The organism is Devosia sp. SL43 (assembly GCF_021729885.1).
Classification (GTDB): Bacteria; Pseudomonadota; Alphaproteobacteria; order Rhizobiales; family Devosiaceae; genus Devosia.
In genome coordinates this window covers 2,883,788-2,909,737 of sequence record NZ_CP063401.1, presented here as the reverse complement: position 1 = coordinate 2,909,737, position 25,950 = coordinate 2,883,788, and the positions used below count along the sequence as shown (strand labels likewise).

General features: G+C 63.9%; 23 protein-coding genes and 1 pseudogene. 19 read left to right on the top strand and 5 right to left on the bottom strand.

Features of this window, described 5'->3' with window-relative positions:
* From IM737_RS14360 to IM737_RS14330, 7 genes and pseudogenes are all read left to right on the top strand, one after another.
* Complete coding sequence (locus tag IM737_RS14360) at window positions 1-618, top strand: ribonuclease D (RefSeq protein WP_236894785.1); 618 nt, start codon at window positions 1-3, stop codon at window positions 616-618.
* Window positions 619-632: 14 nt separating this feature from the next.
* Window positions 633-1,301 (top strand): hypothetical protein, encoded by a 669-nt coding sequence (locus IM737_RS14355; protein ID WP_236894783.1) that lies wholly within the window; start codon window positions 633-635, stop codon window positions 1,299-1,301.
* Window positions 1,298-1,750, top strand: coding sequence for an LptA/OstA family protein (locus tag IM737_RS14350; RefSeq protein ID WP_236894781.1), 453 nt, complete (start codon window positions 1,298-1,300; stop codon window positions 1,748-1,750). Before IM737_RS14355 ends, IM737_RS14350 begins: the two co-directional genes overlap by 4 nt.
* Before the next feature lie 35 nt (window positions 1,751-1,785).
* Window positions 1,786-2,505, top strand: a pseudogene (gene lptB / locus IM737_RS14345) (LPS export ABC transporter ATP-binding protein); the annotation flags it as partial.
* Between the two features lie 277 nt (window positions 2,506-2,782).
* Window positions 2,783-4,291, top strand: a complete 1,509-nt coding sequence (gene rpoN / locus IM737_RS14340) for an RNA polymerase factor sigma-54 (protein ID WP_236894779.1) — start codon at window positions 2,783-2,785, stop codon at window positions 4,289-4,291.
* 251 nt (window positions 4,292-4,542) lie between these two features.
* Entirely contained in the window at window positions 4,543-5,118 is a 576-nt protein-coding gene (locus IM737_RS14335) for a ribosome hibernation promotion factor (RefSeq protein WP_236894777.1), read from the top strand.
* 46 nt (window positions 5,119-5,164) lie between these two features.
* Entirely contained in the window at window positions 5,165-5,632 is a 468-nt protein-coding gene (locus tag IM737_RS14330) for a PTS sugar transporter subunit IIA (protein ID WP_236894775.1), read from the top strand.
* 73 nt (window positions 5,633-5,705) lie between these two features.
* Here IM737_RS14330 and IM737_RS14325 read toward each other — a convergent pair whose 3' ends face one another.
* Window positions 5,706-5,993 carry a DUF1150 family protein gene (locus tag IM737_RS14325; protein ID WP_236894774.1) on the bottom strand — a complete coding sequence of 96 codons (288 nt, stop codon included), beginning with the start codon at window positions 5,991-5,993 and terminating at the stop codon, window positions 5,706-5,708.
* A 15-nt stretch (window positions 5,994-6,008) separates the two neighbouring features.
* Entirely contained in the window at window positions 6,009-6,428 is a 420-nt protein-coding gene (locus tag IM737_RS14320) for an Hsp20 family protein (RefSeq protein ID WP_236894773.1), read from the bottom strand.
* A 115-nt stretch (window positions 6,429-6,543) separates the two neighbouring features.
* Here IM737_RS14320 and IM737_RS14315 point away from each other — a divergent pair, with 115 nt between their 5' ends.
* Window positions 6,544-7,377: a glycosyltransferase family 2 protein gene (locus IM737_RS14315; RefSeq protein ID WP_236894772.1), complete on the top strand. Its 834-nt coding sequence runs from the start codon at window positions 6,544-6,546 to the stop codon at window positions 7,375-7,377.
* 52 nt (window positions 7,378-7,429) lie between these two features.
* Here the strand turns inward: IM737_RS14315 and IM737_RS14310 are convergent, their stop codons facing one another.
* On the bottom strand, window positions 7,430-7,744 hold the full coding sequence (locus IM737_RS14310; RefSeq protein WP_236894771.1) for a hypothetical protein: 315 nt from the start codon (window positions 7,742-7,744) through the stop codon (window positions 7,430-7,432).
* A 270-nt stretch (window positions 7,745-8,014) separates the two neighbouring features.
* Between IM737_RS14310 and rpmI the strand changes: the two genes are divergently transcribed.
* The 11 genes from rpmI to IM737_RS14250 all read left to right on the top strand — a co-directional run bounded on the left by rpmI (window position 8,015) and on the right by IM737_RS14250 (window position 23,484).
* Complete coding sequence (rpmI, locus tag IM737_RS14305; protein WP_035099236.1) at window positions 8,015-8,215, top strand: 50S ribosomal protein L35; 201 nt, start codon at window positions 8,015-8,017, stop codon at window positions 8,213-8,215.
* A gap of 20 nt (window positions 8,216-8,235) precedes the next feature.
* Window positions 8,236-8,637, top strand: a complete 402-nt coding sequence (gene rplT, locus IM737_RS14300; RefSeq protein ID WP_236894770.1) for a 50S ribosomal protein L20 — start codon at window positions 8,236-8,238, stop codon at window positions 8,635-8,637.
* 110 nt (window positions 8,638-8,747) lie between these two features.
* Window positions 8,748-9,878, top strand: a complete 1,131-nt coding sequence (gene pheS, locus IM737_RS14295) for a phenylalanine--tRNA ligase subunit alpha (RefSeq protein WP_236894769.1) — start codon at window positions 8,748-8,750, stop codon at window positions 9,876-9,878.
* 4 nt (window positions 9,879-9,882) lie between these two features.
* Complete coding sequence (locus IM737_RS21015; protein WP_336886205.1) at window positions 9,883-10,926, top strand: ASCH domain-containing protein; 1,044 nt, start codon at window positions 9,883-9,885, stop codon at window positions 10,924-10,926.
* Between the two features lie 12 nt (window positions 10,927-10,938).
* Window positions 10,939-13,365 carry a phenylalanine--tRNA ligase subunit beta gene (pheT, locus tag IM737_RS14280; protein ID WP_236894768.1) on the top strand — a complete coding sequence of 809 codons (2,427 nt, stop codon included), beginning with the start codon at window positions 10,939-10,941 and terminating at the stop codon, window positions 13,363-13,365.
* A gap of 166 nt (window positions 13,366-13,531) precedes the next feature.
* Window positions 13,532-14,224: a nucleotidyltransferase family protein gene (locus IM737_RS14275; protein ID WP_236894767.1), complete on the top strand. Its 693-nt coding sequence runs from the start codon at window positions 13,532-13,534 to the stop codon at window positions 14,222-14,224.
* On the top strand, window positions 14,221-17,244 hold the full coding sequence (gene addB, locus IM737_RS14270) for a double-strand break repair protein AddB (protein WP_236894766.1): 3,024 nt from the start codon (window positions 14,221-14,223) through the stop codon (window positions 17,242-17,244). The genes IM737_RS14275 and addB overlap by 4 nt, the downstream gene beginning before the upstream one ends.
* Window positions 17,235-20,669, top strand: coding sequence for a double-strand break repair helicase AddA (addA, locus tag IM737_RS14265; protein WP_236894765.1), 3,435 nt, complete (start codon window positions 17,235-17,237; stop codon window positions 20,667-20,669). Before addB ends, addA begins: the two co-directional genes overlap by 10 nt.
* Window positions 20,670-20,749: 80 nt before the next feature.
* A complete protein-coding gene (gene trxA / locus IM737_RS14260) occupies window positions 20,750-21,073 on the top strand; it encodes a thioredoxin (RefSeq protein WP_236894764.1) in 324 nt (107 codons plus the stop codon).
* A gap of 336 nt (window positions 21,074-21,409) precedes the next feature.
* Window positions 21,410-21,733: a thioredoxin gene (trxA, locus tag IM737_RS14255; protein ID WP_236894763.1), complete on the top strand. Its 324-nt coding sequence runs from the start codon at window positions 21,410-21,412 to the stop codon at window positions 21,731-21,733.
* 80 nt (window positions 21,734-21,813) lie between these two features.
* Complete coding sequence (locus tag IM737_RS14250; protein WP_236894761.1) at window positions 21,814-23,484, top strand: glycoside hydrolase family 3 protein; 1,671 nt, start codon at window positions 21,814-21,816, stop codon at window positions 23,482-23,484.
* A gap of 39 nt (window positions 23,485-23,523) precedes the next feature.
* Here IM737_RS14250 and IM737_RS14245 read toward each other — a convergent pair whose 3' ends face one another.
* Together IM737_RS14245 and IM737_RS14240 are read right to left on the bottom strand one after the other, a co-directional pair.
* On the bottom strand, window positions 23,524-24,429 hold the full coding sequence (locus IM737_RS14245; RefSeq protein WP_236894753.1) for a S1C family serine protease: 906 nt from the start codon (window positions 24,427-24,429) through the stop codon (window positions 23,524-23,526).
* A 113-nt stretch (window positions 24,430-24,542) separates the two neighbouring features.
* The gene (locus IM737_RS14240) at window positions 24,543-25,838 is read right to left on the bottom strand and encodes a bifunctional folylpolyglutamate synthase/dihydrofolate synthase (protein WP_236894750.1); all 1,296 of its coding nucleotides are present in this window, start codon (window positions 25,836-25,838) and stop codon (window positions 24,543-24,545) included.
* Window positions 25,839-25,950 lie beyond the last annotated feature (112 nt).

Here is a 25,950-nt window from a genome sequence, read left to right as displayed (position 1 = left end):
ATGGCCATCCGACTGCATCGCGGCGACTTGCCGAACCTCAATAACTATGACGGCCGCGAGGTGGCGATCGATACCGAGACCATGGGCCTCAACCCGCATCGCGATCGGCTGTGCGTGGTGCAGTTGTCGCCCGGCGATGGCAGTGCCGACATTGTGCAAATTCCGCAGAATGCCAGTGACGCGCCCAATCTGGTCAAGCTGCTGGGCAATCCTGATGTCACCAAGATTTTCCACTATGCCCGCTTCGACGTCGCCGTGCTCAAGCATCGCTTCGGCGTGGTGACGGGGCCGATCTATTGCACCAAAATCGCCAGCAAGCTGGTGCGGACCTATACCGACCGGCATGGCCTCAAGGATCTGGTGCGCGAACTGCTGAACGTCGATCTCAACAAGCAGCAGCAAAGCTCGGACTGGGGTGGTGACAAGCTCAGCGAATCCCAACTCGATTATGCCGCTTCCGACGTGCTCTACCTGCATGATCTCAAGCGCCATCTCGATCGCATGCTGGTGCGCGAGGGCCGCAGCGACATTGCCCGGGCCTGCTTTGATTTCCTCAAGACGCGCTGTGAACTTGATTTGCTTGGCTGGGACGAAACCGACATCTTCGCTCATACCTGAGCCGAGGACGCCGGATGAACCAGCAGGCCAATGCCAGCCAACGCCTCGCCCTCTACCGGCGCCTGGAAGGGCGCAACCGGCTCGTCGGCATCCTGCGCATCGGTGTGCCGGCTTTGGGCGCCGTCATCCTGGTGGCGCTGATCGGCCAGATCTACATATCGAGCCTCTCCAACCGCTTCGGCGTCGGTCGTATCTCGGTGAGCCGCGACGCGGTGTCGATCGAGGCGCCCGAATATTCGGGCGTGCTGGAAGATGGCACCACCTATCGCGTCTGGGCGGCCTCGGCCGAGGCCGCCATCGAAAGCACCGACCAGATCGGGCTGATCGACGCGGCGCTGACCCTCAATCGCGTCACCGGGGTGACCATGGAAGTCAACGCTCCAAGCGCCCTGCTCGATTCCACGCGAGAAATCGTCACCATTACCGACGTCGCCTATGTCGAGGATTCCACCGGCACCTCGGGCACCATTTACGATTCGGTGTTCGACTATGCCAGTCAGACACTGGTGGGCGAGGGCGCCGTCCATATCGACTATGCCGATGGCACCACGCTCGATGGCGTCGGCATGACGTATGACGCCAAGAGCATGGTCTGGACATTTTCAGGGGCTAACGTCACCTTGCCCGGCACGCCCGGACTGGACACACAGGAACCAGAACCATCGGAAATCACCACACCATGATGCTCCGCCTGGTCGCGTTCCTGATGCTGGCTTTGGCTGCCTCGCCCGCTTTGGCGCAGCAGAAGGTCAATATCACCGCAGACCTCTTCACCATCGATGAAGCGACCAAGAATGCGGTCTTCACCGGCAATGTGGTGGTGACCCACCCGACTGTGACGGTCTGGGCGCCCAAGGTGGTCGCCACCTATGGCGCCGGCGGAACCTCCGATATCGAGAGCTTCGTGGCGACGGGTAACGTCAAACTGCAGACCACCGACCAGGTTGCGACCGGCGAGCAGGCGGTGTTCACACCCGGCGATCAGTTGCTGCGGTTGACGGGCAATGTGGTGGTGACCAATTCGGGCGGCACCGTCAATTCAAACGAGCTGGTGGTCAATCTGGCCACCAATGTCTCGACCTTCACCAGCGGCAATGGTGGCCGGGTCACCGGGGTTTTTACCTCGCAATGACCGAGACGCAGACCAAGCCCCGCATCGACCAGACCGGCTGGCTGGTGGCCCATAGCCTGGCCAAGAGCTTTGGCAAGCGCATCGTGGTGCGGGATGTGTCGATCGCGGTGCGTCGCGGCGAAGCGGTTGGCCTGCTCGGTCCCAATGGCGCCGGCAAGACAACGGTTTTCACCATGATCATGGGGCTGGTGAAGCCCGATGCCGGCTCGATCCAGCTTGATGGCCGCGCCATCACCCACCTGCCGCTGTTCCAGCGCGGGCAATTGGGCATCGGTTATCTGCCGCAGGAACCCTCGATCTTCCGTGGTCTCACCGTCAGCGGCAATATCCTGGCGGTGCTGGAGAATCACGTGAAGGGCCGGGCGGAGCGCAAGGCGCGGCTTGAATCGCTGCTGGAAGAGTTTTCCATCCAGCACCTGGCCAAGTCCAATGCGCTGGCTTTGTCCGGCGGCGAGCGCCGTCGCGTCGAGATCGCCCGGGCACTGGCGGCCGATCCCGCCTTCATGCTGCTCGACGAGCCGTTTGCCGGCGTCGATCCGATTGCCGTGGCCGAGGTCAAGGGCCTTGTCCGCCAGCTGACCCAGCGGGGCATCGGCGTGCTCATCACCGATCATGCGGTGCGCGAGACGCTGGGCCTGGTCGACCGCGCTTATGTCATCCATGGCGGCAAGGTGATGATCCAGGGCCGCCCCGAGACCATCAGCGCCGATCCGGATGCACGCCGGGTGTATCTGGGCGAGAACTTCGAAATCTAGCCGCGCTGGTGGCACGCCCTCGTGGTTCGAGGCGCTGAAGAAGCGCACCTCACCATGAGGGCTGTTGATAAACCGAGTGCCCTGTAGCCCTCATGGTGAGGTGTGAGCTCTTCGCGAGCCTCGAACCACGAGGGCGTGGCAACCCAGCTTGCAAGCCCGCGTGCCAACTTGGCACGGAACTTGCCCTTGCGCTTGCGGCCTGCCCAAAAATGAGTCATGGTCCGATCCGGGAAGCGGCCGGCAACGGCTGATGTTTGCGCTAAAGGTCTGACCATTAATGGCTCTTTCGCCGCGTCTTGAATTCCGCCAGGCCCAGAGCCTGACGCTGACGCCGCAACTGATGCAGTCGATCCGTCTGCTTCAGCTGAGCCACCTTGAACTCAACGATTTCGTCGATACCGAATTGCTGCGCAATCCGCTGCTCGAACGCGAGGACGGCGCCGAACCCGGCGAGACCGAGCCTGCCGAAGCACCGGAGCGCTCCACCGAAATCAGCGCCTACGAAGACACCGTCGATCGCGGCGATCGCATCCAGGACGCCAATTCCATCGCCGATGGCTACGACACGGCGGTGGAAAACGTCTTTCCCGACCAAGGTGCTCAGGACCAGCTCAACCCGCAAAGCCGCCTCGACCGCAATGGGTCGAGCGAGGGCGGCGAGGCCCCCGATCTCGACCAGTTCGTCGCCTCGCGCCCGCTGCTCAGCGAGCACCTCGAAAACCAGGCCAACATGATCCTGCGGATGCCGGCCGATCGCCTGATTGCCCGGCACCTGATCGATGGGTTGAACGAAGCGGGTTACCTCACCACCGACCTCCAAGCGCTGGCCGACCTGCTTGGCACCGAACTGGGCGATATCGAAGCAGTGCTCGAAGCCCTGCAGGGCTGCGATCCGATCGGGGTGTTCGCCCGCACTGTGCCAGAATGCCTCGCCATCCAGCTGCGCGAGCGCGATCGGCTCGATCCAATGATGCTGGCGCTGCTCGACAACATCGCCATGCTGACCGAACACAATATGGCCGGCCTGATGAAAGCGGTGGGCTGCGACCGCGAAGACCTGATGGACATGCTGGGCGAGCTGCGCCAGCTCGATCCCAAGCCGGGTTTGGCCTTCGACAGCGGTCCGGTGGAAGCGGTGGTGCCCGATGTCTTCGTGCGCCGTGGCAATGACGGTGCCTGGCAGATCGAACTGAACAGCGAGACATTGCCGCGCGTGCTGGTCAACCGGGTCTACTACGCGACGGTGACCAAGAAGACGCGCGATCCGGCGGAGAAGGCCTTTCTGTCCGACTGCCTGGCCACGGCCAACTGGCTGACCAAGAGTCTCGACCAGCGCGCCCAGACAATCCTCAAGGTGGCCGCCGAGATCGTACGCCAGCAGGATGGATTTCTGACCCACGGCATTGCCCATCTGCGGCCAATGACCCTGCGCATGGTGGCCGAGACCATCGACATGCATGAATCGACCGTGAGCCGCGTTACGTCCAACAAGTACATCGCGACGCCGCGTGGCCTCTACGAGATGAAATACTTCTTCACCACCGCCATTTCGTCGAGCGATGGCGGTGGCGATCACTCGGCGGAGGCGGTGCGCCATCGTATCAAGCAGCTGATCGATGCCGAGGTGCTGGCCGATGTGCTGTCCGACGACACGATCGCCGAGATGCTGAAGAAAGAGCAGGGCATCGACGTGGCCCGACGCACGGTGGCGAAATATCGCGAGGGCATGAACATCCCCTCTTCCGTGATCCGGCGGCGGCAGAAGAAGAACCTGGAGCGGGCTTAGCGGCACGCGCTCATAGCGCCAAATCACCTAGCCGGCTTAACCGCCCGCGAACGCTAAGGCCATTGTGTGGCGATGTCCAAAGGATAAACGAACCGGCAGGGGGTCTTGCGCATTGCGTATGCTGCGCACGCGGGTCTAGCATCGCTCATGCCGCATACCCACATCAGGTAAGCCGCAGGCGTGATCCCGAAAACCGGGAACCGGCTTTCAGGGATCCTCGTGTCTGATAACGACAAAGGAAAGAGGAAGCCATGACCTTACGCGTTTCGGGAAAGAACATGGATGTCGGCGATGCTCTGCGCGGCAAAGCGCAGGATCATTTCGCCGCCGTGGTCGGGAAGTATTTCGACGGCGGCTATGACGGACATCTCACCCTCACCCCCGACGGCATCGGCTTCCGCGCCGATTGCGTGGTCCACCTCGATTCCGGCGCGGTGCTGCAGGCCAGCGCCCAGGGCGGCGACGCCACCTCTGCCTATGAAGTGATGGCGCTCAATATCGAGAAGCGCCTGCGCCGCTATAACCGCAAACTCAAGCAGCGCCCGCGCGGCATCAATGGCGATGCCGATAGCTTCACCGCGTCCTACACCGTGTTCAGTGCCGCCGATGACCTGGACGAGGTTGACGACGACTATGCACCACCGGTTATCGCCGAAACCACCAAGAACCTGCGCCAGATGAGCGTGGAGGAGGCGGTGATGGAGTTGGACCTCACCGGTGGCCAGGTTGTGATGTTTCGCCACGCTGGACATGGCGGGCTCAATGTGGTCTACCGCCGCTCCGACGGCAATATAGGCTGGATTGATCCGGCCCTCGGAGCCAATTGACGGCTCCCAGCCACACTCCAGTGTAGTTGATTTCAAGGCGAACTGAATGGAATTGGCCGATATCCTGGCTGAGCGCGCGGTGCTTTGTTGCACCGGCGTAAAATCGAAACGCCAGTTATTTGAACAGCTTGCTGCGCGCGCAGCAGAACTGACCGGACATCCGGAAGCCGAAATCCTCGAGGCCATCAGCAGCCGGGAAGAGCTTGGCTCGACCGGGCTTGGCAATGGCATCGCCATTCCGCATGGCAAGATCGCCGGGCTGAAATCGGTGACGGCTCTGTTCGCAAGGCTCGATTCGCCGCTCGAGTTCGATTCGGTGGACGATCAGCCGGTCGACCTGGTGGTGATGCTGCTGGCGCCGACCGGCGCCGGTGCCGATCATCTCAAGGCCCTGTCGCGGGTGGCGCGCCTGCTCCGCACCGAGTCGGTGGTGGACGAACTTCGTGGTACCGCGGACTGTGACCGGCTGCATGCCGTACTGACCGCGCCTGTCGCAACGCATTACGCGGCCTGAGGCCAAACACGCAAAAGCAAAGACCCTCGGGCGCTGTCGCCCGAGGGTCTCTTTGTTTGGGCTATGACCGCTGCTAGTGCAGCGTCGCCAGCCCCAGATTCTTGTCGCCGAGCCAGTCGGTCACGGCGTCTTCGGTATCGGTCACCAGCAGCGGCGTGCCATCGGCCGACATCAGCAGCTGATATTCCGTCTCCGCCTCGAATTCGGCATCGTGGATCATCGTGCCGAGCAGGGCGCCGCTGACCGGGCGCATATAGGCGACGGCATCGCCGCCAAGCGCCGCGAACTGGGCGCTGGTCAGGGATTTGAGGGGATGGATCACGTGATCCGTTGCGGCCTCGTCATTACGCTTTTCAAACATTGTCGGCCCTTTCCTCTAAACGGAGCGAATTTCGATACGGCGGGCGATCTTGGGCGTCTTGGGGCGCTCTATAGCAATAACGAGCATACCATGCCCAAGAGTTGCATCCTTCACGATCATGCCATCGGCCAGAAGAAACGAACGCTGGAACTGCCGGGCGGCAATGCCGCGATGCAGGAACTCACGCCCTGCCTCGTCCTTCTGCTTGCCGCGCACCACGATCTGGTTGTCTTCTGTGACAACATCGAGTTCGGCGGCGGAAAAGCCGGCGACCGCGACGGAGACCAGAAAACGCTCGGTGCCTTCGGCATCGGTGGCGCGTTCGATATTGTAGGGCGGATAGCCGTCGGCGGACTTGGCCAACCGGTCGACACGCTCCTCGAAACTATCGAAGCCGAGGAGAAATGGGGCTGAAAACACCGAAATACGCGACATCCAAACCGTCCTTGATCGTCAAGCAACGTCTCGGCACGCGACCCAAGCAGTGGCATCGCGCGCCTGACAGAGATATGGGACAGGACGTTTCCCCGTTCAAGACCGACATTTCCCCATGACCGAGACCGTTGCCATCATCACCCCCGCCTGGAACGCGCAGGACACCATCGTCACCACGGTGCAAAGCGTGCTTGATCAGACCCATGCCGACTGGCAGCTGTGGCTAATTGCCGACGACGGCGCTGACTACGAAGCGTTCCTCGCAACTGCTGGTATCAGCGACAGCCGTATCCGGTATTTGTCGAGCGGCGGCACGGGTCGCGGCGCCTCCAATACCCGCAATGTGGCGCTGGAGCGGATCGACGCGCCCTATGCCGCCATTCTCGATGCCGATGATCGCCTCAAGCCACAAAAGCTCGAACTCGCCGTCCGCGCTCTGGCTGATCACGGCATTGTCAGCACGGCACTCGACGTGATGACCGATGATTTCCAGCACCTGCGGTTCGTCGGCGACGGACCTGATCGCGTGCTGACGCCGGGCACCCATAAATGGGTCAACCTCTCGATGGATTCGATGATCGTCTGGGATCGGCGCCGCGCCGAGGGCCGCTTCGACCCCACCATGAGCAACATGACCGACCTCGAATTCCTGCTGCAGCTCTACCGTACTGCGCCGACCTCGATGCATCTGGGAACGCCCCTGCACGACTACATCAAGCGCAGTTCATCCATGAGCAACGGCAAGAATGTCGCTGAGGGCATGATCCGGTCGAAAACCGAGATCCTGCGCCGGCTGGAAACGGGCCATTACGGCCTGCCCGAGGCTGAGGTGGACGGCGTGGCGCGTTTCCTGCGGATATCGCTGGAAGCGGAGGGCCTCTATGGCGCCGCGCTGGCTGCCCGACCCGGCCTGCTGTTCGAGGACCATCTCGAACCCCGCCTCAAATGAAAGCGGGCGGCCCGCAAGGGACCGCCCGTTCTTGGCAGACGAACCGGCTCAATTAGAGCGCGTAGATCGTCAGGTCGGTTTCGCTACCGGTCACGCCAACGATCTGGTCGATCGAGTAGCCCTGTTCGACAACAGTGCGCGCCAGGTAGGGGTTGTTGCGGATGCGCGACTGGACCGAGTCGACGTCATTGTCGAAGCGCAGGAAGTTGGCCTCGCCGGCATCGGCCTGCAATACGGTGGCATGAGTGGCCGAGCCAATGGCGTCGAGCGTATCGATGCCGCCCATGGCGTTGAACGGGCTGGCGTAGGAAGCCGAAACACCAGCAACAAGCGTAGCGGTAACGGCAATGATCTTGAGCATTTTCATAATGAAATCCTTGGGTTGACGCAGACCAGGAATGTCGATCTGTACAGGTAATTACGCTGCCCCCGCCCAAAAGGTTTCAGTGCAGTGTTCGTTTGCGGTGACACTCCCGCGTGATCGACATTCAATGCTGCCCGCCCGGCCTCTTGCCAGCCCGCCGGATTCCCCCTATAGACCCCACTTCTCCGGACCGCCCGGCCAAAAGGCATGCCGTGGCGGTTCTTGAATGCGATGGGCCCAAATCCATCCAATCTCTATCCAAGGACCCGCAAAATGCCCAAGATGAAGACGAAGTCTGGCGCCAAAAAGCGCTTCAGCTTCACAGCGACCGGTCGTGTCAAGGCAGGCGTCGCCGGCAAGCGCCACCGCCTGATCAACCACAACGCCAAGTACATTCGCACGAACCGCGGCACCAAGATCCTGTCCAAGGGCGACGAGGGTCTGGTCAAGTGGTACATGCCGTACAACCGCTAACGCTGAAAGGAAGCTGACACATGTCACGCGTTAAAAGAGGCGTTACCAACCACGCCCGTCATAAGAAGGTCTTGAAGGCTGCGGAGGGCTATTATGGCCGCCGCAAGTCGACGATCCGTATCGCCAAGCAGGCCGTCGAAAAGGCCGGCCAGTACGCTTACCGCGATCGTCGCGTCAAGAAGCGCAATTTCCGCGCGCTCTGGATCCAGCGTATCAACGCTGCCGTGCGCGATTACGGGCTGACCTATGGCCGATTTATCGACGGCCTCAGCAAGGCTGAGGTTGCCGTTGACCGCAAGGTGCTGAGCGATCTCGCGATCACCCAGCCTGAAGCGTTCGGCGTGCTGGTCGCAAAGGCCAAGGCTGCTCTCGCGTATCTCGAAAGCGTCGACAAGACGACCCACGAGCGCGTCACCGCCTAACACTCCCCAGCTCTGCTGAGGTCAAAATAGCGCCTTGCGCCGCCTGTGAAGGCTGGCGCGGGGCGTTTTGTTTTGCTCTAACGCAGCCAGCAATTTTGGAAGTATTCTCGATGTCCCTCGATAGCCAGATCGAAACCCTTCGCGCCGAACTCTCGGCAGCCATTGCCGCATCAGGCGACGACGCCGCGCTCGACACAGTGCGCGTTTCGGCATTGGGCAAGAAGGGGAGCGTGTCGGCGCTGCTCGCCTCGCTTGGCTCCATGGCCCCCGAAGAGCGCAAGAGCGCCGGCCCCGCCATCAACGGCCTCAAGGCCGAAATCGCAGGCCTTATCGAGGCTAAGAGCGGCCAGCTCAAATCCGCCGCGCTCGACGCTCGCCTCAAGGCCGAAACCGTCGATGTCACCCTACCGCTGCAGCCCGCGCCGACCGCCCGCGGCCGCATCCACCCGATCAGCCAGACCATCGACGAGATCACCGCGATCTTCTCCGACATGGGCTTCTCGATCGCCGAGGGCCCCGATATCGAGACCGACTATTTCAACTTCACGGCGCTCAACTTCCCCGAGGGCCATCCGGCCCGTGAGATGCACGACACCTTCTTCATGAAGCCGGGTGCCGATGGGGTGAAGAAGGTGCTGCGCACCCACACCTCGCCGGTGCAGGTCCGCGTCATGCAGAAGACCAACGAAAAGCCGCCCGCCAGCTACATGACGCCATCGATGGATCCGCCCATTCGCGTGGTCATTCCCGGCCGCACCTATCGCAATGACTCCGACCAGACCCACACGCCGATGTTCCATCAGGTGGAGGGCCTCGTCATCGACAAGTCGAGCCATATCGGCCAGCTGCGCTGGGTGCTGGAGGAGTTCCTCAAGGCCTATTTCGAGGTGCCCAACGTCACCCTGCGCTTCCGCCCCAGCTTTTTCCCCTTCACCGAACCGTCGATGGAAGTCGACGTGCAATGCGATCGCTCGGGCAGTGAAGTGAAGATCGGCGAGGGCAGCGACTGGCTCGAAATCCTGGGCTGCGGCATGGTCCATCCCAATGTGATCCGAAATGCTGGCCTCGATCCTGATGTCTACCAAGGCTTCGCCTGGGGCATGGGCATCGACCGCATCGCCATGCTGAAATACGGCATGCCGGATTTGCGGGCGTTCTTCGACGGTGACCAGCGCTGGCTGGACCACTATGGGTTCCGCCCGTTGGATTTGCCGACGCTGTTTGGTGGGCTGAGCCAGTAAACCAATGGCCGAGCTCCCGCCCCAATATGCCAATGCCGTCACCTTCAGCTTCGGCGACTCGCCCGAGCTGAACGATGAATTGCTCGGCCTGATGCTAGCGGGCAAGAAGACGGCAACCTGTGGCGCGCTGCGCGACTATGGTCCGGGCAAGGAGGCCATGCCGGTGGCCGGGCGCCGCGACGTGGTGCTGAACGGGGCCGGCGAGCCGGCGGCGGTGATTGAAACCCTGTCGATCGAGATCAAGCGCTTCGAGGACGTCGAGCCAAGCTTCACCGACCGCGAAGGCGAGGGTGACTATGCGGCCTGGCGCACCGGTCACGAGGCCTATTTCGCCCGCAATGGTGGTTTCTCGCCGGAAATCGAGCTGGTCTGCGAGCAGTTCAAACTGATCGAAGTGTTGCCGGCAGGACGAGCACTCTACAATCAGGTGGTCTCGCCGATCTTCATCGTCACCGACATCGAGTCCGATGGGCCGACGCCGCTGCACAATTCCATGCTGAGCTTTGCCTCGGTTGCCATCGAGGCCGATGGCACGCGCCATGGCGAATTCGAAGCCCAGCTGTTGCAGCGCCCAGACCGCACAACCAACGAACAGACCATGGCGTGGTGGGCGACGCAGCCCGAGGCCTGGGAAGCGACCACAGCTAATGCCGAGGAACCCTCAGTGGTGATGCCGCGCTTTGCCGACTGGGTCGAAAGTCTTCCGGGTCCCAAGGTCTTCGTCGCCGCGCCGATGATCTTTGACGGCCTCTGGATGGACCACTATCTCGACGAATTTGCGGGTACACGAGTGTTGTCGGGTCCGTTCAAACAGCGGCAGATCTTCCGCGGCGGCGGCGTCTGCCTCTACACGATGGCCGGCACGCTGCGCGGCGCCCCCTATCTCGATTGGGGCATGAGCAAGTTGCCGGCCGAATTCTACGGCCACATCGCCCATACGCATAAAGCCATCGATGATGCGCGCGGCTTCGCCAACGTGCTCGTCGAACTGATGAAAATCTCCCGTTCCCTGCCTGCCATCACTGGCAGCAAGTCCGACTTCCGCTAAAGGCCCAGACCCATGAAGTTCACCCTCGACTGGCTCAAGGATCACCTCGACACCGATGCATCGGTCGATGAGATCGCCACCACGCTCACCACTGTCGGCCTCGAGGTCGAAGGCGTCGAGAACATGGGCTTGCGCCTGGAGAAGTTCGTCGTGGCCCAAGTGGTCAAGGCGGAGCCGCATCCCAATTCCGACCACCTTAATATCTGCAAGGTCGATGCCGGAACGGGCGAGTTGATCGACGTGGTCTGCGGCGCGCCGAATGTGAAGACGGGCATGAAGTCGGTCTTCGCTTTCCCCGGTACGTACATTCCGGGCAAGGATTTCGAGCTCAAGGGCGGCGTTGTCATTCGCGGCGCGCCGTCCAATGGCATGCTTTGCTCGGCCGCAGAGTTGGAACTCAGCAACGACCACGACGGGATCATAACCCTGCCGGATGACGCTCCGATCGGGTCGAAATATGTCGACTATGCGGGCATCAACGGCGTGGTGTTCGATATCTCGATCACGCCCAACCGCGGCGACGCGACCGGCGTTTATGGCGTGGCGCGGGATCTGGCTGCCTTCGGTCTCGGCACGCTCAAAGCCACCGACATGTCGCCGATTCCGTCCAAGGGCAAGAGCCCGATCGCGCCGCTGCCGCAGCTGTTTTCGGCCGATGACCCCAAGACTATCCGCAAGTTCGGCGGTCGCTATATCAAGGGCGTCAAGAACGGCCCGTCGCCGGAATGGCTGCAGCAGCGCCTGCGCGCCGTCGGCCTGCGCCCCATCAACGCCATTGTCGACATCACCAACTGGGTGTCGCTCGGTTGGGGCCGCCCGCTCCACGCCTATGACGCCGACAAGCTGGTCGGCCAACCGGTGCTGCGCAATGCGAAAGCTGGCGAGACGTTCGATGCGCTGGACAATAAGATCTATACGCTCGACGAGACCATGACCGTCATCGCCGATGACCAGGGCCCACTTTGCCTGGGCGGCATCATGGGCGGGGTTCGCTCGGGTACGACTGACGAGACGGTCAACCTCTTCATGGAATGCGCCAGCTGGGACCCTGAACTGGTCGCCCGCACCGGCCGAAAGACCGGTATCGTCTCGGACGCCCGTTATCGGCTGGAGCGCAATGTCGATCCGGCATTGACCGAGCCCGGCCTTGAGCTGGCGACGCGGCTGGTGCTTGAACTCTGCGGCGGCGAGCCGATGGAGCCGGCAATCTCCGGCGAGGACGTGTTCCCCAATACGGTTGTGGAATTCCCGCTCAGCGAAATCCGCCGCCTCACCGGACTTTCGGTTGAGCCCATGATCGTCAATGCCATCCTCGCTCGCCTGGGCTTCGAGATTGCGGCGACCAAAGGCGATGTCCTCACAGTCAAGGTGCCGAGCTGGCGCCCCGATGTGACGCAGAAGGCGGACCTGGTCGAGGAAGTCATGCGCATGGTCGGCGTCGACAATGTTCCGGTCGAGCCGCTGCCGCGTCTCAGTCACGTGGCGCCGCGCATGCTGACCAATATCCAGAATCGCCGCCGCATCGCCCGCCGGGCGCTGGCGGCACGCGGCCTCGACGAAGCGGTGACCTGGAGCTTCATCAGCCACGACGAAGCCACGCGCTTTGGCGGTGGCAGCGAAGCGCTGCAATTGGCCAATGCAATTGCCTCCGACATGACCGACATGCGCCCGTCACTGCTGCCGGGCCTGCTGGCGGCGGCGCGGCGTAATGCCAATCGCGGCCTTGCTGACCTCGCCATTTTCGAAGTCGGCCAGGTCTTCCTCAGCGACGCCCCTGAGGGCCAACACACCTATGCGACCGGCATCCGCACCGGCACGGCCAAACTCGGCGGCGCCGGCCGTCACTGGTCGGGCAAGCCGGAAGCCGTCGGTGTGTTCGACGCCAAGGCCGACCTTGCCGCCGTGCTCGACGCGCTGGGCTACGATATTGACAAGGTGCAGCTCTTTGCCGAGCCGGCCGCCTGGTCGCATCCCGGCCGTGGTGGCCGTATTGCGCAGGGTCCCAAAACGCTAGGCTGGTTCGGTGAGCTGCACCCGGCCTGGGCGGCGGACCTCGATATTGACGGGCCGGTCGCAGCGTTCGAACTCGATCTCGACGCCCTGCCCGAGCCGCGCAAGAAAGCCACGCGCACCAAGCCGGCGCTCGATCTGTCGGCGCTGATGCCACTCAGCCGCGACTTCGCCTTCGTCGTCGACAAAGCGGTCACCGCCGGCGCCATCCTCAAGGCGGCACGCGGCGCCGACAAGGCGCTGATCAAGGACGTCAACGTGTTCGACGTGTTCGAGGGCGTTCACGTTGGCGAGGGCAAGAAGTCGGTCGCCATCGAAGTGACCATCCAGCCGACCAGCAAGACGCTGACGGATGAGGACATCGACAAGATTTCCGCTGCCGTGGTTGCGGCCGTGACCAAGACGAGTGGTGGCGTGCTGCGGACCTAGTGCCACTCCCTCGTGGTTCGAGGGTCGCGGCGCTCCCGCCTCACCCTGAGGGCTGCTGGGAGCGCGACACTCTCGAAGACCTCATGGTGCGGTGCGAGCCCTTGCGAGCCTCGAACCACGAGGTCGGGCACTGGACATCCCGCCCCCACCTCGGTCTTATCCGCCCATGACCGAACCCGCCCGATTCCCAGATGTGATGCTGCTCGCGGCCGGCCTCGGCACGCGGCTACGGCCGATCACGGACACGATCCCGAAACCGCTGGTGCCGGTAGCTGGGGTGCCGCTGATCGAGCGCATCATGGGCAACGCAAAAGCCGAGGGCGCGCAACGGTTTGTGGCCAATGCCCATTATCGGGCCGACCAGATTCTCGCCCATTTCGGCGGGTTGCTGAAGGTCAGTCGCGAGGATGAATTGCTTGGCACCGGTGGCGGCGTGAAGCGGGCTCTGCCGATGCTGCATTCCGATCCCATTCTGGTGATGAACACTGACGCCTTCTGGCCGGCAGGCAGCGATGCGCCGATCGGGCGAATGATCGCGCGCTATCGTGACGAAGCCGAAATGGTGCTGCTCTGCGTCCATCCGCGCGACGCCACCGGCTTTGCCCGCAGCCACGATTTTTGCCTGTCGCCGCAAGGCGTTGTGACGCGCGACTATGGCGCGCCGGTCATCTATGGCGGTGTTGCGCTGCTGGGCAAGTCGCTGTTCGAGGGTACCCCCGACGGCGCCTTTTCGCTCAATGATTTGTTCGAAAAATGCCTCGAACGCGAGACGCTGTTCGGCGTTGCGCTGGATGCGCCGTGGTTTCATGTCGGTGATCCCCAAGCGTTGGCAGAGGCGGAAAAGCGGCTCTCGGCATGACGCTGTTTTCCATCGCGCCCCATTCGAAATTCATCCCCACTCTGGCCGAAAAGGTGATCGATGGGACGCTCCTGAAAGGCGCAGATCGGTCCAGCCCGTTCTGGCTGGCCGATACGACCATCATCCTCCCCACCCGCCGCGCCAAACTGGCACTGGCCGATGCGTTTTCCCGGCGCGGGTTTGGGCTACTGCCGGACCTGCGCACCTTCGGCGGCGAGGCCGAAGACGAGGAGCCGTTTCTGCCGCCATTCGAGACGCCGAGTCTGAGCAAACCGGCGACAGCGCTGGAGCGGCGGTTGGCGCTGTCGAGCCTCGTGGACAAATGGGCCACCACTCCGGCCGGGCGCCGCGCTTTCTCGACCCCGCCGACGGCGGCGGAAATTCTCTCCATGGCCGAATCGCTCGGTTCGTTGATCGATGACCTGCTGACTGAAGAGCGCAACGCGGACGATATCCGCGCCATCGTCCCCGATCTGGCGGGCGATCTCGGCGCCTATTGGCAACAGACGCTGAGTTTTCTCGATATCGCCCTCGACTACTGGCCCGCCCATTTGGCGGCGCGGGGCTTGGCCGATGGCGCTACGCTCCGTCGCCAGCGGCTTGAACGGCAAGCCTTGGCGCTGCCGTGGCTGTTCGGGGATCGGCCGGTGATCGCGGCGGGGTCGACGGGGTCGATTCCGGCGACGGCGCGACTGCTCAAGGCGATCAATGCATTGCCGCGTGGTGCGGTCGTCCTGCCGGGGCTCGATACGACGATGAGTGCTGCCGATCAGGCAGCCCTGCTCGACAACGAGCATAATCCACACGGCCATCCGCAATACCAGCTGGCGCGGCTGCTGGCTGAACTGGGTAGTCCAGCCACCGCGGTCGAGGAGCTGGCCGAGACGACCGACGCAAGGACAACGATGGTCAATCGGGCCATGGCTTTGGCCAAGGATACGACGCGCTGGCCAGGGCAGAAGGCCCATGCCATGGCCATGGAGGATGGCCTGGCCACCGTCGGCATGGCGGTGATTGCTGCGCGAAACGAGGACGAAGAGGCCCGCGCGGTGGCGCTGGCGGCACGCGATGCACTTGAGAAGGGTAGCACGGTCGGCATTGTCACGCCGGACCGCAATCTGGCGCGCCGCATCGCTGCCGAGCTCAAGCGGTTCGAGATCGAAGTCGACGATGCGGCCGGTGCGCCGCTGTTCCAGTCGGCGGCCGGGCGGTTGCTGCGGCAAATCCTGGCGCTGGCCGAAAGCGGCTGCGGCGCGGTCGACCTCGTCGCGCTGCTGCGCAATCGCGCGGCCCTGTTCGGCCAGCAGCGATACGACATTGCGCGCCTCGCCGATAATATCGAACTGGGCCTGCTGCGGGGCCAGCGCCCGATGCCCGGACTGGCCGGCCTGCGCACGCTGCTCGATGCCAATATCGGCAAGGATACCAAATATCCGGCCAAGCGCCTGGGCGACCGTCACCGTGAGCCGATCGAAACCCTGTTCAGTCGGATCGAAGCGACGATTGCGCCACTGCTGGCGCTGATCGCCCTGCCCACGATCACGGCCAGCGCGCTGGCAGAGGCGCTGTGCCAGAGTTTCGTTTTGGTGGCCGAGGGTGCCGATATTCCCGGCCGTGCCGAACTAACAGTCTGGGCCGAGCAGATGGCAGCTCAGGCCGGCAATGGCCATCCCTTCGCGCCGCGCGGGCTCGATCGCGTGCTGCAGGCGCTGATGCTGGGCTTCCAGGTGCGCACCCAGGAGGTCCGGCGGCAGGATATCGCGATCTGGGGGCAGCTCGAGGCGCGCTTGCAGAATCCCGATCTGCTGATCATGGCGGCGCTCAATGAGGACAAGTGGCCTGAAACGGCCGATCCGGGGCCCTGGCTCAGTCGCGGTATGCGGCTGGCCGCCGGACTCGAACCACCGGAGCGGCGGCAGGGACAGGCGGCGCATGACTTCGTCCAGGGTCTGGGCAACCGGCGCGTGATCATCGCCTATGCCGACCGCGTCGGCACCAGTCCGTCGCTGCCATCAAGGCTGCTGCAACGGCTGGAGGCCTTTGCCGGCGCGGCGCTGGCCGGTGACTGGCGCCAGCGCGGCGCGCATTGGCTGGACCAGTCGCGGTTGCTCGATGCGGTCGATGGCGTGGCAAGCGCGCCCCGCCCTGCCCCAAATCCGCCGGTCGAAACGCGCCCGCGCAAACTGTCGGTGACCGAGATCGAGACGCTGATGCGCTCGCCCTACGACGTCTATGCCAAGCATGTGCTGCAGCTGCGGCCGCTCGACGGCCTGGGCGTGACAGCGGATGCGCGCGATCGCGGCAATGCGGTGCACGATATCTTTTCGGACTTCGTGCTCAGGGGGCATGCGGTCACCGATCCCAATGCGCTTGGCATTCTCGCTGATATTGCCCGAGAGAAGTTTGCCGGCTTCGACGCCATTGCCGAGCGCCGCGACATCTGGGTGCGTCGTTTTTCGGTGGCGGCACGGCAATTCCTCGCCTTCGAGCGGGAGCGCAACGACAGGGTCAGGCTGCGGCACGCCGAGATCGATGGTCGCTGGGAGCTGCCAATTGGCTTTACGCTGACCGGCCGGGCCGACAGGGTCGACGAGCTGGTCGACGGCACGCTTGAAATCATCGACTTCAAGACCGGCTCGGTTCCGGCGCCGGGTGCCATGAAGGCGTTCGAGGCGCCGCAGATGCTGCTCGAAGCGGCCATGGCCAAGGGCAATGGCCTGGCCCCGGTGCCGCCGCTCGATACCTCGGCGTTGCGCTATATCAAGATCGGGCTTGGCCCTGACGCCTTCATCGACAAGGGGTTTTCGCTGGCTGAAGGCAACACGATCATGACGGCCGCCGACGAAATTGTGCGGCGGATGCAGCGCCATGTGGACCTGTTCCTGTTCAAGCAGACGCCGATGCCGCCGCGGCTGCTGCCGGTCAAGCAACAGCGCTTCCCCGGCGCCTATGACCATCTCATGCGCATGGCCGAATGGACCGCCGTCGAGGATGATGAGGAGATCATCCAATGGTGGTGAGCGAACGCGGCGCCATGTCGGTGCCACCGGAGACGCGCCGTCACCAGGCGCTGGCGTCGCATCCGCATTGGTCGATCTGGGTGGAGGCCAATGCCGGCTCCGGCAAGACTTATGTGCTGACGCGCCGCGTGCTGCGGCTGTTGCTGAGTGGGGTCAGGCCGCAGGCGATCCTGTGCCTCACCTATACCAAGGCGGCGGCCGCCGAGATGCGCAGCCGCGTCGCCGCCCGGCTGGCCGATTGGGCGACGATGGACGAGGCAGCGCTGATCAAGGACCTCAAGGAGATCGAGGGCAAGGACTTCGTCCCCGACATGGTCGAGCGGGCCCGAACCCTGTTCGCCCGTGCGCTGGAAACGCCGGGTGGCCTCAAGATCCTCACCATTCACGCCTTCTGCGAGAGCATCCTGCATCGCTTTCCGATCGAGGCCGGGGTGCCCTTCGATTTCTCGGTGATCGAGGACGAAGAGCGCAAGCAGATGATCCTGGCCGCGCGCGAGGCAGTGCTGGCCGATGGCCTGCGCGGTGCCGGTCCAGCCGATGCCGTCGAGACGCTGTTCGCCCTGCTCAGCGACTTCCAGATTTCGCAGGCGATCGAACTGGCGCTGATGGACGGGCGCAAGCTGCGGACCGTGCTGGCCAAGCCAGACAACGCCAAGACCAATCTGCGCAAGCTGGCCGATGTGGCGTTTCCCCGCGCGGGCGCCACGATCGAGGCCGAGGTGGTCACCGGCCGGCTGCTCGATGGCGCAGCCGCTCGAAAGCTGCTGTCGATCGCCAACGATGCTCTGCGCAAGCGTCTCGATGGCGTCGACCTCGACCATCCGCAGCAGGAAGACTGGAAGGGCATCTTCCTGACCGAGAAGGACGAGCTGCAGAAGAATTTTCCGGCCAAGGCGGTGTGGTCGGCCGATCCGGGGCTGGCGCAGCTGGTCGCCGACGAGGCCGAGCGCCTTGCTACGATGATGACGGAATTGCGCAGCGCCCAGTTGATCGAACGCAGCGAGGCGCTGCTCGATGTCGTGGCCGCCATTGCCCAGCGCTATGAAGCCCGCAAGCGGGCCCGGTCGCGGCTCGATTTCGACGATTTGGTCGAGCGGCTGGGGAGCCTATTTGCCGACCGGGATGTCGGCGCCTGGGTGCAGTACAAGCTCGATACCGCCATCGACCACGTGCTGGTCGATGAAAGCCAGGATACCAATCCTGAGCAGTGGAAAGTCGTGCGGGCCATTGCCGAGGAGTTCTTCGCCGGCGCGGCCGGGACCAACCGCCGCCGTTCGCTCTTTGCGGTGGGCGACCAGAAGCAGTCGATCTATTCCTTCCAGGGCGCCGAGCCGACGCTGTTTGCCGAGACGGGGCTCGATTTCGGTGTGCGCGCCCGGCAAAGCGCCATCCCCTTCGAGCGGCTGCCGCTCCATACCAGCTTCCGCACGCTGCCCGAAATCCTGAGAGCGGTCGACCTGGTCAGCGACCAGGCCGACATCCAGGCCGCCCTCCTCTCCATCGACAAGGTGCATCACGATACGGCGCGACAGGCGACGGGCGGGCTGGTGACGCTGTGGCCGCCGATCCAGCAATTGGCCAGCGCCACCGACGACGCCGATTGGCCGATCCAGGCGCAGGGTGGCGAGCGCACCGCGCCGCGTCAGGTGGCCGAGCGCATCGCCGGAGAAATTGCAGGCTGGATCGCGCGCAAGCGTCCGCTGGCCAACCGGGGCGTTGCAGTCAGGCCGCAGGACGTGTTGATCCTGGTGCAATCGCGCGGCGCGCTGTTCCAGGAAATCATCCGTGCCCTGCGCAAGCATAACCTGCCGACGCCCGGCGCCGACCGGCTTGAAGTCAGCACCCATATCGCCGTGCTGGACCTCTTGGCGCTATGCGACGTGCTGCTCAATCCCGCCGACGATCTGCAGCTGGCCGCCTTGCTGCGCTCGCCGCTGTTCGATGTCAGCGAGGACGATCTCTACACATTGGCGCAGCCACGCGACGACCACACCACGCTGTGGCGGGCGCTGCAGACCTGCACGACGCCAAGCTGCATGGAGGCCTATGCGCGCCTGTTCCGCTGGCGCGGCGAGCTCGATTTCGAGCGGCCCTTCGAGTTCTTGACCGAGGTGCTTTATGCCGGGGGCGGTTTGCGGCGCTTCCATGCCAGGCTCGGTGACGAGGTCGACGAGGTGTTCGCCGAACTGCTGGAGCTGGCGCTCAAGCATGAGCAGGGAACACAGCCGTCGCTGCAGGGCTTTGTCGCCGAGCTGCGGCAGACCGAAATTTCCATCAAGCGCAATCTCGACGAGACCAGCGGTGGGGTGCGTGTGATGACCGTGCATGGCGCCAAGGGGCTTGAGGCGCCCATCGTCATCCTGGCCGACGCGGCCAGCAAGCCGCAGGGCAATCAGGTCAACCGTCCGGTCTATGTGCTCGACAAGGCCCCCGGCCCCCTGCTGATGCATGCTTCGGGCAGTCGCCAGCATGCGGCGGGCAGCAAGGCGGCGCGCGACGCGATCGAGGCCAATCTGGGCAAGGAATACTGGCGCAAGCTTTATGTCGCCATGACGCGGGCGGAAGACGAGCTCTATGTGACCGGCCCGCTGACGCCCGCCACCAAGGCCGAGCGGCAACTGGAGGACACCTGGTATCAGGCGATCGAGCGGGCCCTGCGCGAGCATAGTGAAGTCAAGCTGGACGCGGATGGGCGGGAGATCGCGCTGGTCTATCCGCGCGAGCGGGTGGAGCCGCATGCGGTCAAGAGCCTGGGCGCCGCCACAGCGGCAGGCCGCCGGCCGATCCGCCCCGCTGCGGTGCCAGCGCCGGCGGTCGTGCCGCTGGTCTCGCCGTCGCGCGTCGGGGCGCATGTGGCGCCGATCCTGGCGCTCGATAGCCTCGCCGAGCAGGTGCGCGATGCCGAGGGGGCGCGGAGAGAGGGCATTGCGCTGCACGCCTTGCTGCAGCATCTGGGCCGGATCGAGCGGAATGATCGCCCGGACATTGCAGCCCGCGCGCTGGAAGCGTTGCTGCTCGACGCGGCTGCCGACCACGCTCGCCTCGCCGCCAAGGCCATTTCCATTCTCGATCACCCTGAGCTGGCGCATGTATTCGGCCCGTCCAGCCGCGCCGAGCTGCCGTTTCTGGTCGACGCAGAACGTGATGGCAAAGCCATCCGTTTGACCGGGCGTATCGACCGGCTGGTGGTTGACGAGAGGGGGGTAACGGTGGTCGACTACAAGTCCGATGCGTCGGTTCCCGGGGGGCCGGGCGACGTACCGGGGAACTATGTCACCCAGCTCGGATTATATGCGTTGGTTGCAGGTCAGCTTTTCCCCGGACGACAGGTGTATGCGTCGATCTTATGGACACGACTGGAATCATTGATGAATCTGCCGCCTGATCTTCTGGCGACGGGCACAAAGGGCTTCACCATGCGGTGACCCTGCTTGTCGCCAAGCTGGACTCTCCCCAGCTTTAGGCGCAGACAGACCGCCGCTTTAACCCAAAAGGCAAACAACCCATGACTACTCACGTTTCCGACGCCAATTTCGGCGAGGAAGTCCTTAACTCCAAAGAGCCCGTCCTCGTGGATTTCTGGGCGGAGTGGTGCGGGCCGTGCCGCGCTATCGCCCCCGTGCTCGACGAGCTTTCGACTGAACTGGCCGGCAAGGTCAAGATCGTCAAGCTCAACGTCGATGACAATCCGGGTACCGCCAGCAAGTATGGCGTCCGCTCCATCCCCACCATGATCCTGTTCAAGGGCGGCGAAGCCGCCGACATGAAGATCGGTGCGGGCACGCCCAAGGCCGGCCTCAGCAAATGGCTGATGGGCCACGCCGCCTGATTTTTCACACGCGATTGAATTGCAGAACACCGCTGGCATACGCTGGCGGTGTTTTTGTTTGTGGGGGCCAATAAGAGTCTTTGGCGGGTACCCCCACCTAGCCTCCCCCTGATAGGGGGAGGGACTGGCCGGTGGATGTGGCGGGATCGTTGAAAGCCTCGATGGAATCCCTCCCCCTTTTCAGGGGGAGGTTAGGTGGGGGTATTCTTCGGCGCCGAGCGTGCCGATCAGAGAATATCCTTCTCGCGATTGGGTCCCCACAACATCTTGTGTGCCTTCCCAAACCACAAGACTCTCTATAGCATCCATCGTCCCTTACCGATGGAGACTTTTCTCATGGCCCACCAGGTCACCGATGCCGATTTCGCCGCCCAGGTTCTGGCTTCCGACAAGCCGGTGCTGGTGGATTTCTGGGCGGAATGGTGCGGGCCGTGCAAGGCGATGGACCCTATTCTCGAGCAGGTCTCGGCTGATCTCGCGGGCAAGGTGAGCATCGTCAAGCTCGATGTCGACAGCAATCCATCCACCGTCACCCAATATGGCGTGCGCGCCATGCCGACGCTGATCGTGTTCAAGAATGGCGAGCCGGTGGACATGAAGGTCGGCGCCGGGCAATCGCGGGTGCAACTGGTCAAGTGGCTGGAGGGCCACGCGGCCTGATTTTGCGCGCGAATCCAGCTTTCGCCGCAATGGCGCGGTGGTAGTGTCCTTCCAACAAGAAGACTTATGGGAGGACGCCGATGGCGCCCGTCAATCTTTCCGCCGCGCCGTTTAACCTCGATGACGAGGCCATTGCCTGGGTCAACACGACCCGCGATGGCTTCAGTCCGCGCGACAAGCTCTCGCAGCTGTTTGTGCTGCTGGCGCGGGGTACGCCAGAGGAAGTGGCGGAGGAGGTCCGCAGCTTCAAGCCGGGTGGCATTACCCGAATCTACTCTGCTGATCTTGAGGCCGAGATTGGGCTAGCACGCGACCTGGGTACGCTGAGCGCGGTGCCGCTGCTAGTCAGCGCCGATCTCGAAGGCAGCCGCATGAGCATGCCCTTCGGCACGTCTGTGCCCAATCCGCTGGGTCTGGCGGCCGTCGATGACGTCGATTCGACGACGGCGATTTCCACCATCATGGCGCGCGAGGCCAATGCGGTGGGCCTCAACTGGAGCTTTACGCCGGTCGTCGATCTCAATGTCGCCTGGCGCAGCGCCATTGTCGGTACGCGCTCCTATGGCAGCGATATCGACAAGGTCGAGCGCCATGCGCTGGCGCAGATAGCGGCATTCCAGGCCAATGGCGTTGCGGCCACAGTCAAGCACTGGCCCGGCGAGGGCTATGACGACCGCGACCAGCATCTGGTGACCACGGTCAACCCGCTGTCGATGGCGGAATGGGAAAACACCTTCGGCCGGCTCTATCGCAAAGCGATCGAGGCCGGCGTGATGAGCGTGATGTCGGCCCATATCGCGCTGCCATCCTATGTGCGGGCGCTCGAACCCGATGCCGGTGCCGAGGCCTATCGGCCAGCTTCGCTCAGCAGATATCTCAACGAGGACCTGCTCCGGCGCGAGCTCGGATTCAACGGCCTGATCGTCTCGGACGCGACGCCGATGGCCGGCATGAACGACTGGGGCAATCGCGACGAGGTGCTGCCGCAGACGGTTATTGCCGGGTGCGACGTGGTGCTGTTCTCCGACGATCCCAATGGCGACCTGATGCGCCTGGTCAAGGCCATAGCCGATGGCCGCCTGAGCCAGGAACGGGTCGACGAAGCCGTGACCCGCGTGCTGGCGCTCAAGGCCGCCCTGGGCCTGCACAAGGACCGTGCCGAGCCAAGCATCGAGCGGGCCCGGCAGGTCGTTGCCAGCGACGAGAGCCGGCTGGTTACCAATGGCGTCACGTCGCGCGTGCCCACCCTGGTCAAGGATATCAGGAACATCCTGCCGCTATCGCCGGCCAGGACCAAGCGGGTGCTGGTGTTTTCGGGCGGCGTCATCCTGCCCTTTGTGCCGCATCCGCTGCCGCTGAGCGTGCCTGAGCGGCTGGAGAAGGAGGGCTTCGCGGTCACCGTCTATACGCCGGGCACACCGGTCAGTCCCAAGGACTACGACCTGCTGCTTTATTTGTTCGCCGAGGAGACACTGCTCACCCGCAGCCGCATCTTCCTCGACTGGCAGAAGCTCACCGGCTCGGTGTTCGGCGCCATGAGCCGCTACTGGCACGATATCCCGACGCTGATGATCTCGTTCGGCTACCCATATTACCTGTACGACGCGCCGCGTGTGCCGGCTTACGTCAACGCCTATGGATCGAGCGAGGCGCTGCAGGCCGCCGTGGTCGAGGCGATCATGGGGCGGCAGGCGTTTTCGGGGGTGAGCCCGGTCGATCCGTTCGTGGGGAGCGATCAGGGGAAGTATTGAGGGCCAGCGCCACGCCTCGTGGGCTTGGCACGCGCTACCTCACTGCAGATGTGGCTTGGCCAGGAAGCTGTTGCGGTCCGCCGAGGCCACGCGGACCCACTTCTCGCGGCCGTCGCGGACGATCCGCATGGGTACCGCAGCGCCGGCCGGGCCGGTTTCCCAGACCTTGCGGTAGAAATCGGCGAGGCCGGAGACCTTGCCGTCGGCAACGTCGGAGATGACGTCGCCGCGCTGCAGGCCAGCCTTGGCGGCCGGGCCGTTGTCGGAGACGTTCATCACCACCACGTCGCCGTTGTTCTCGGCGGAAAATACGCCCAGCCAGGGGCGTGGTGCCTTGTCGACGCTGCCGCGGGAGAGCAGATCGTCGATGATGGGCGGCAGCAGGTTGATCGGTACGACCATGTTGATGTCGGTGACCTGGCCGTTGTGGATCATCTGCAGACGCAGCGAACCGATGCCGAGCAGCTTGCCCTCGCCGTCGATGAGGGCTGCGCCGCCCCATGAAGGGTGGGCCGGCGCCGTGAAGATGGCCTCGTCGAGCAGGTATTCCCAATAGCCGGCAAATTCCTGTTTGGCGACGATGACGGTGCGCACCGCTTCGCCCTGCCCGTCGGCGAACACGGCGGCATCGCCGAGCCTGGCCTTGGCGGAATCGCCGAATTCGAGGGCCGGCAGGTTAAGGTCGCCTAGGGCCTGCACGAGGCCAAAGCCGCTTTCCGTGTCATAAGCCAGCGCATGTGCCGCCAGGACACGGTTGTCATGGGTAGTCAGCCAGACCTCTTCGGCCTCGGTGATGAGGTAGCCGATGGTCAGCACCAGCCCCTTGTCACCGATCACCACGCCGCTGCCCTCGCGCAAAGTGCCCAGCGTCCGGGCGGTGAAGGCGTCTTCGGGGATATGGGCGCGCACGGCGACGACGGACGGAATGGAGGGGTCGATGGTCATGGCTGTTCTTCCTGAAATTGCTAGGGCAGCATCAGTCGACACGCGCCAACGAGCCTAGCCCTTCAGGGCTTAGGTATGAAGCGCATTGCAGTTCAACAAGGGTTGATGGTCGCTCAGTCCGGCGGCGTCCGGTTCTTGGCCAGAACGTCGCCGGCCAGGTAGAGCGATCCGCAGATCAGCACGCGGGCATTGGGGACCTTTGCTGCGGTTTTCAGCGCCGAAATCACCGAACGCTGGGCCGAGGCGGCAAAGCCGGCCTCGCGGGCGGCAGCGGCGATGGTCTCGGCCTTGTGGGCATTGATCTCGCCGGGGATCGGCACGGCGATCACCTGCTGCGCCATGCCGGCAAAGGGCGCCAGCACGGCCGATGGCGAGCGGTTGCTCATCAGGCCCATGATCAGCACCAGCGGCGCCGGGCGGGCCTTGTCCAGGTCGCGCAGCGCAATCGCCACGGCGGCGGCGCCGTGGGCGTTGTGGATGCCGTCGAGCCAGAGTTCGGCACCCGGACCCAAGAGGTCGCGCAGCGGTCCCTTGAGCAGTGGCGTCATGCGCGCCGGCCAGACCACGTTGCGCAGACCGGCGGCGATGGCATCGGCGTCGACCGGCAGGCCGAAATGCCGTGCGGCCGCGATGGCCAGAGCCGCATTGTCGAATTGATGCGCCCCCGGCAAAGCCGGCGGCGGTAGGTCGAGCAGGCCGTCCTCGTCCTGATAGACCAGCCGCCCATCCTGCGCCGAACCGTGGAAATCCTCGTTCTGCCAGATCGGCTGGACGCCCAGTTTGCGAGCGGCGCGATCGATCACGGCACGCCCCTCTTTCTGCTGGATGCCGATGACCGCCTTGCTGCCGCGTTTAAGGATGCCGGCCTTGCTGACGGCGATATCGGCGATGGTCGGACCGAGAAACGCCTGGTGGTCGAGGTCGACCGGGGTAATGATCGTGCCCAATGGCTGTTTCACCACATTGGTGGTGTCATAGGTGCCGCCCATGCCGACTTCGAGCAGCAGGTAGTCGGCCGGTGTCTCGGCATAGAGCACGAAGGCGGCAACCGTTGTCACCTCGAAAAAGGTGATGCCGCGGCCGGCATTGACCCGCTCGACCCGCTCCAGCACCGCGTTGAGTCGGCGCGTGCCCACCAGCTTGCCGGCCAGGCGGATACGCTCGTTGAAGCGCACGAGATGGGGGGAATTGTAGACATGCACCGACTTGCCTGCGGCTTCGAGGAAAGCGCGCAGATAGGCGATCGTCGACCCCTTGGCATTGGTGCCAGCGACGTGGATGACCGGCGGCAGCCTGTCCTGTGGATTGCCCAGATCCTCCAGCAGCGGCAGCATGCGGTCGAGGCTGAGATCGATCAGCTTAGGGTGCAGCCCCGAGAGGCGCTTGAGGATGGCATCGGTGCGGGACATGAGACTCGTACGGCGAGAGCGTGAGCCGATGAGTTAGCGCTGATGCGAGATGGCTGCAACACCCCACCGCGTCTCCCTCGCCCCTCGCGGGAGAGGGTGCCCGAAGGGCGGG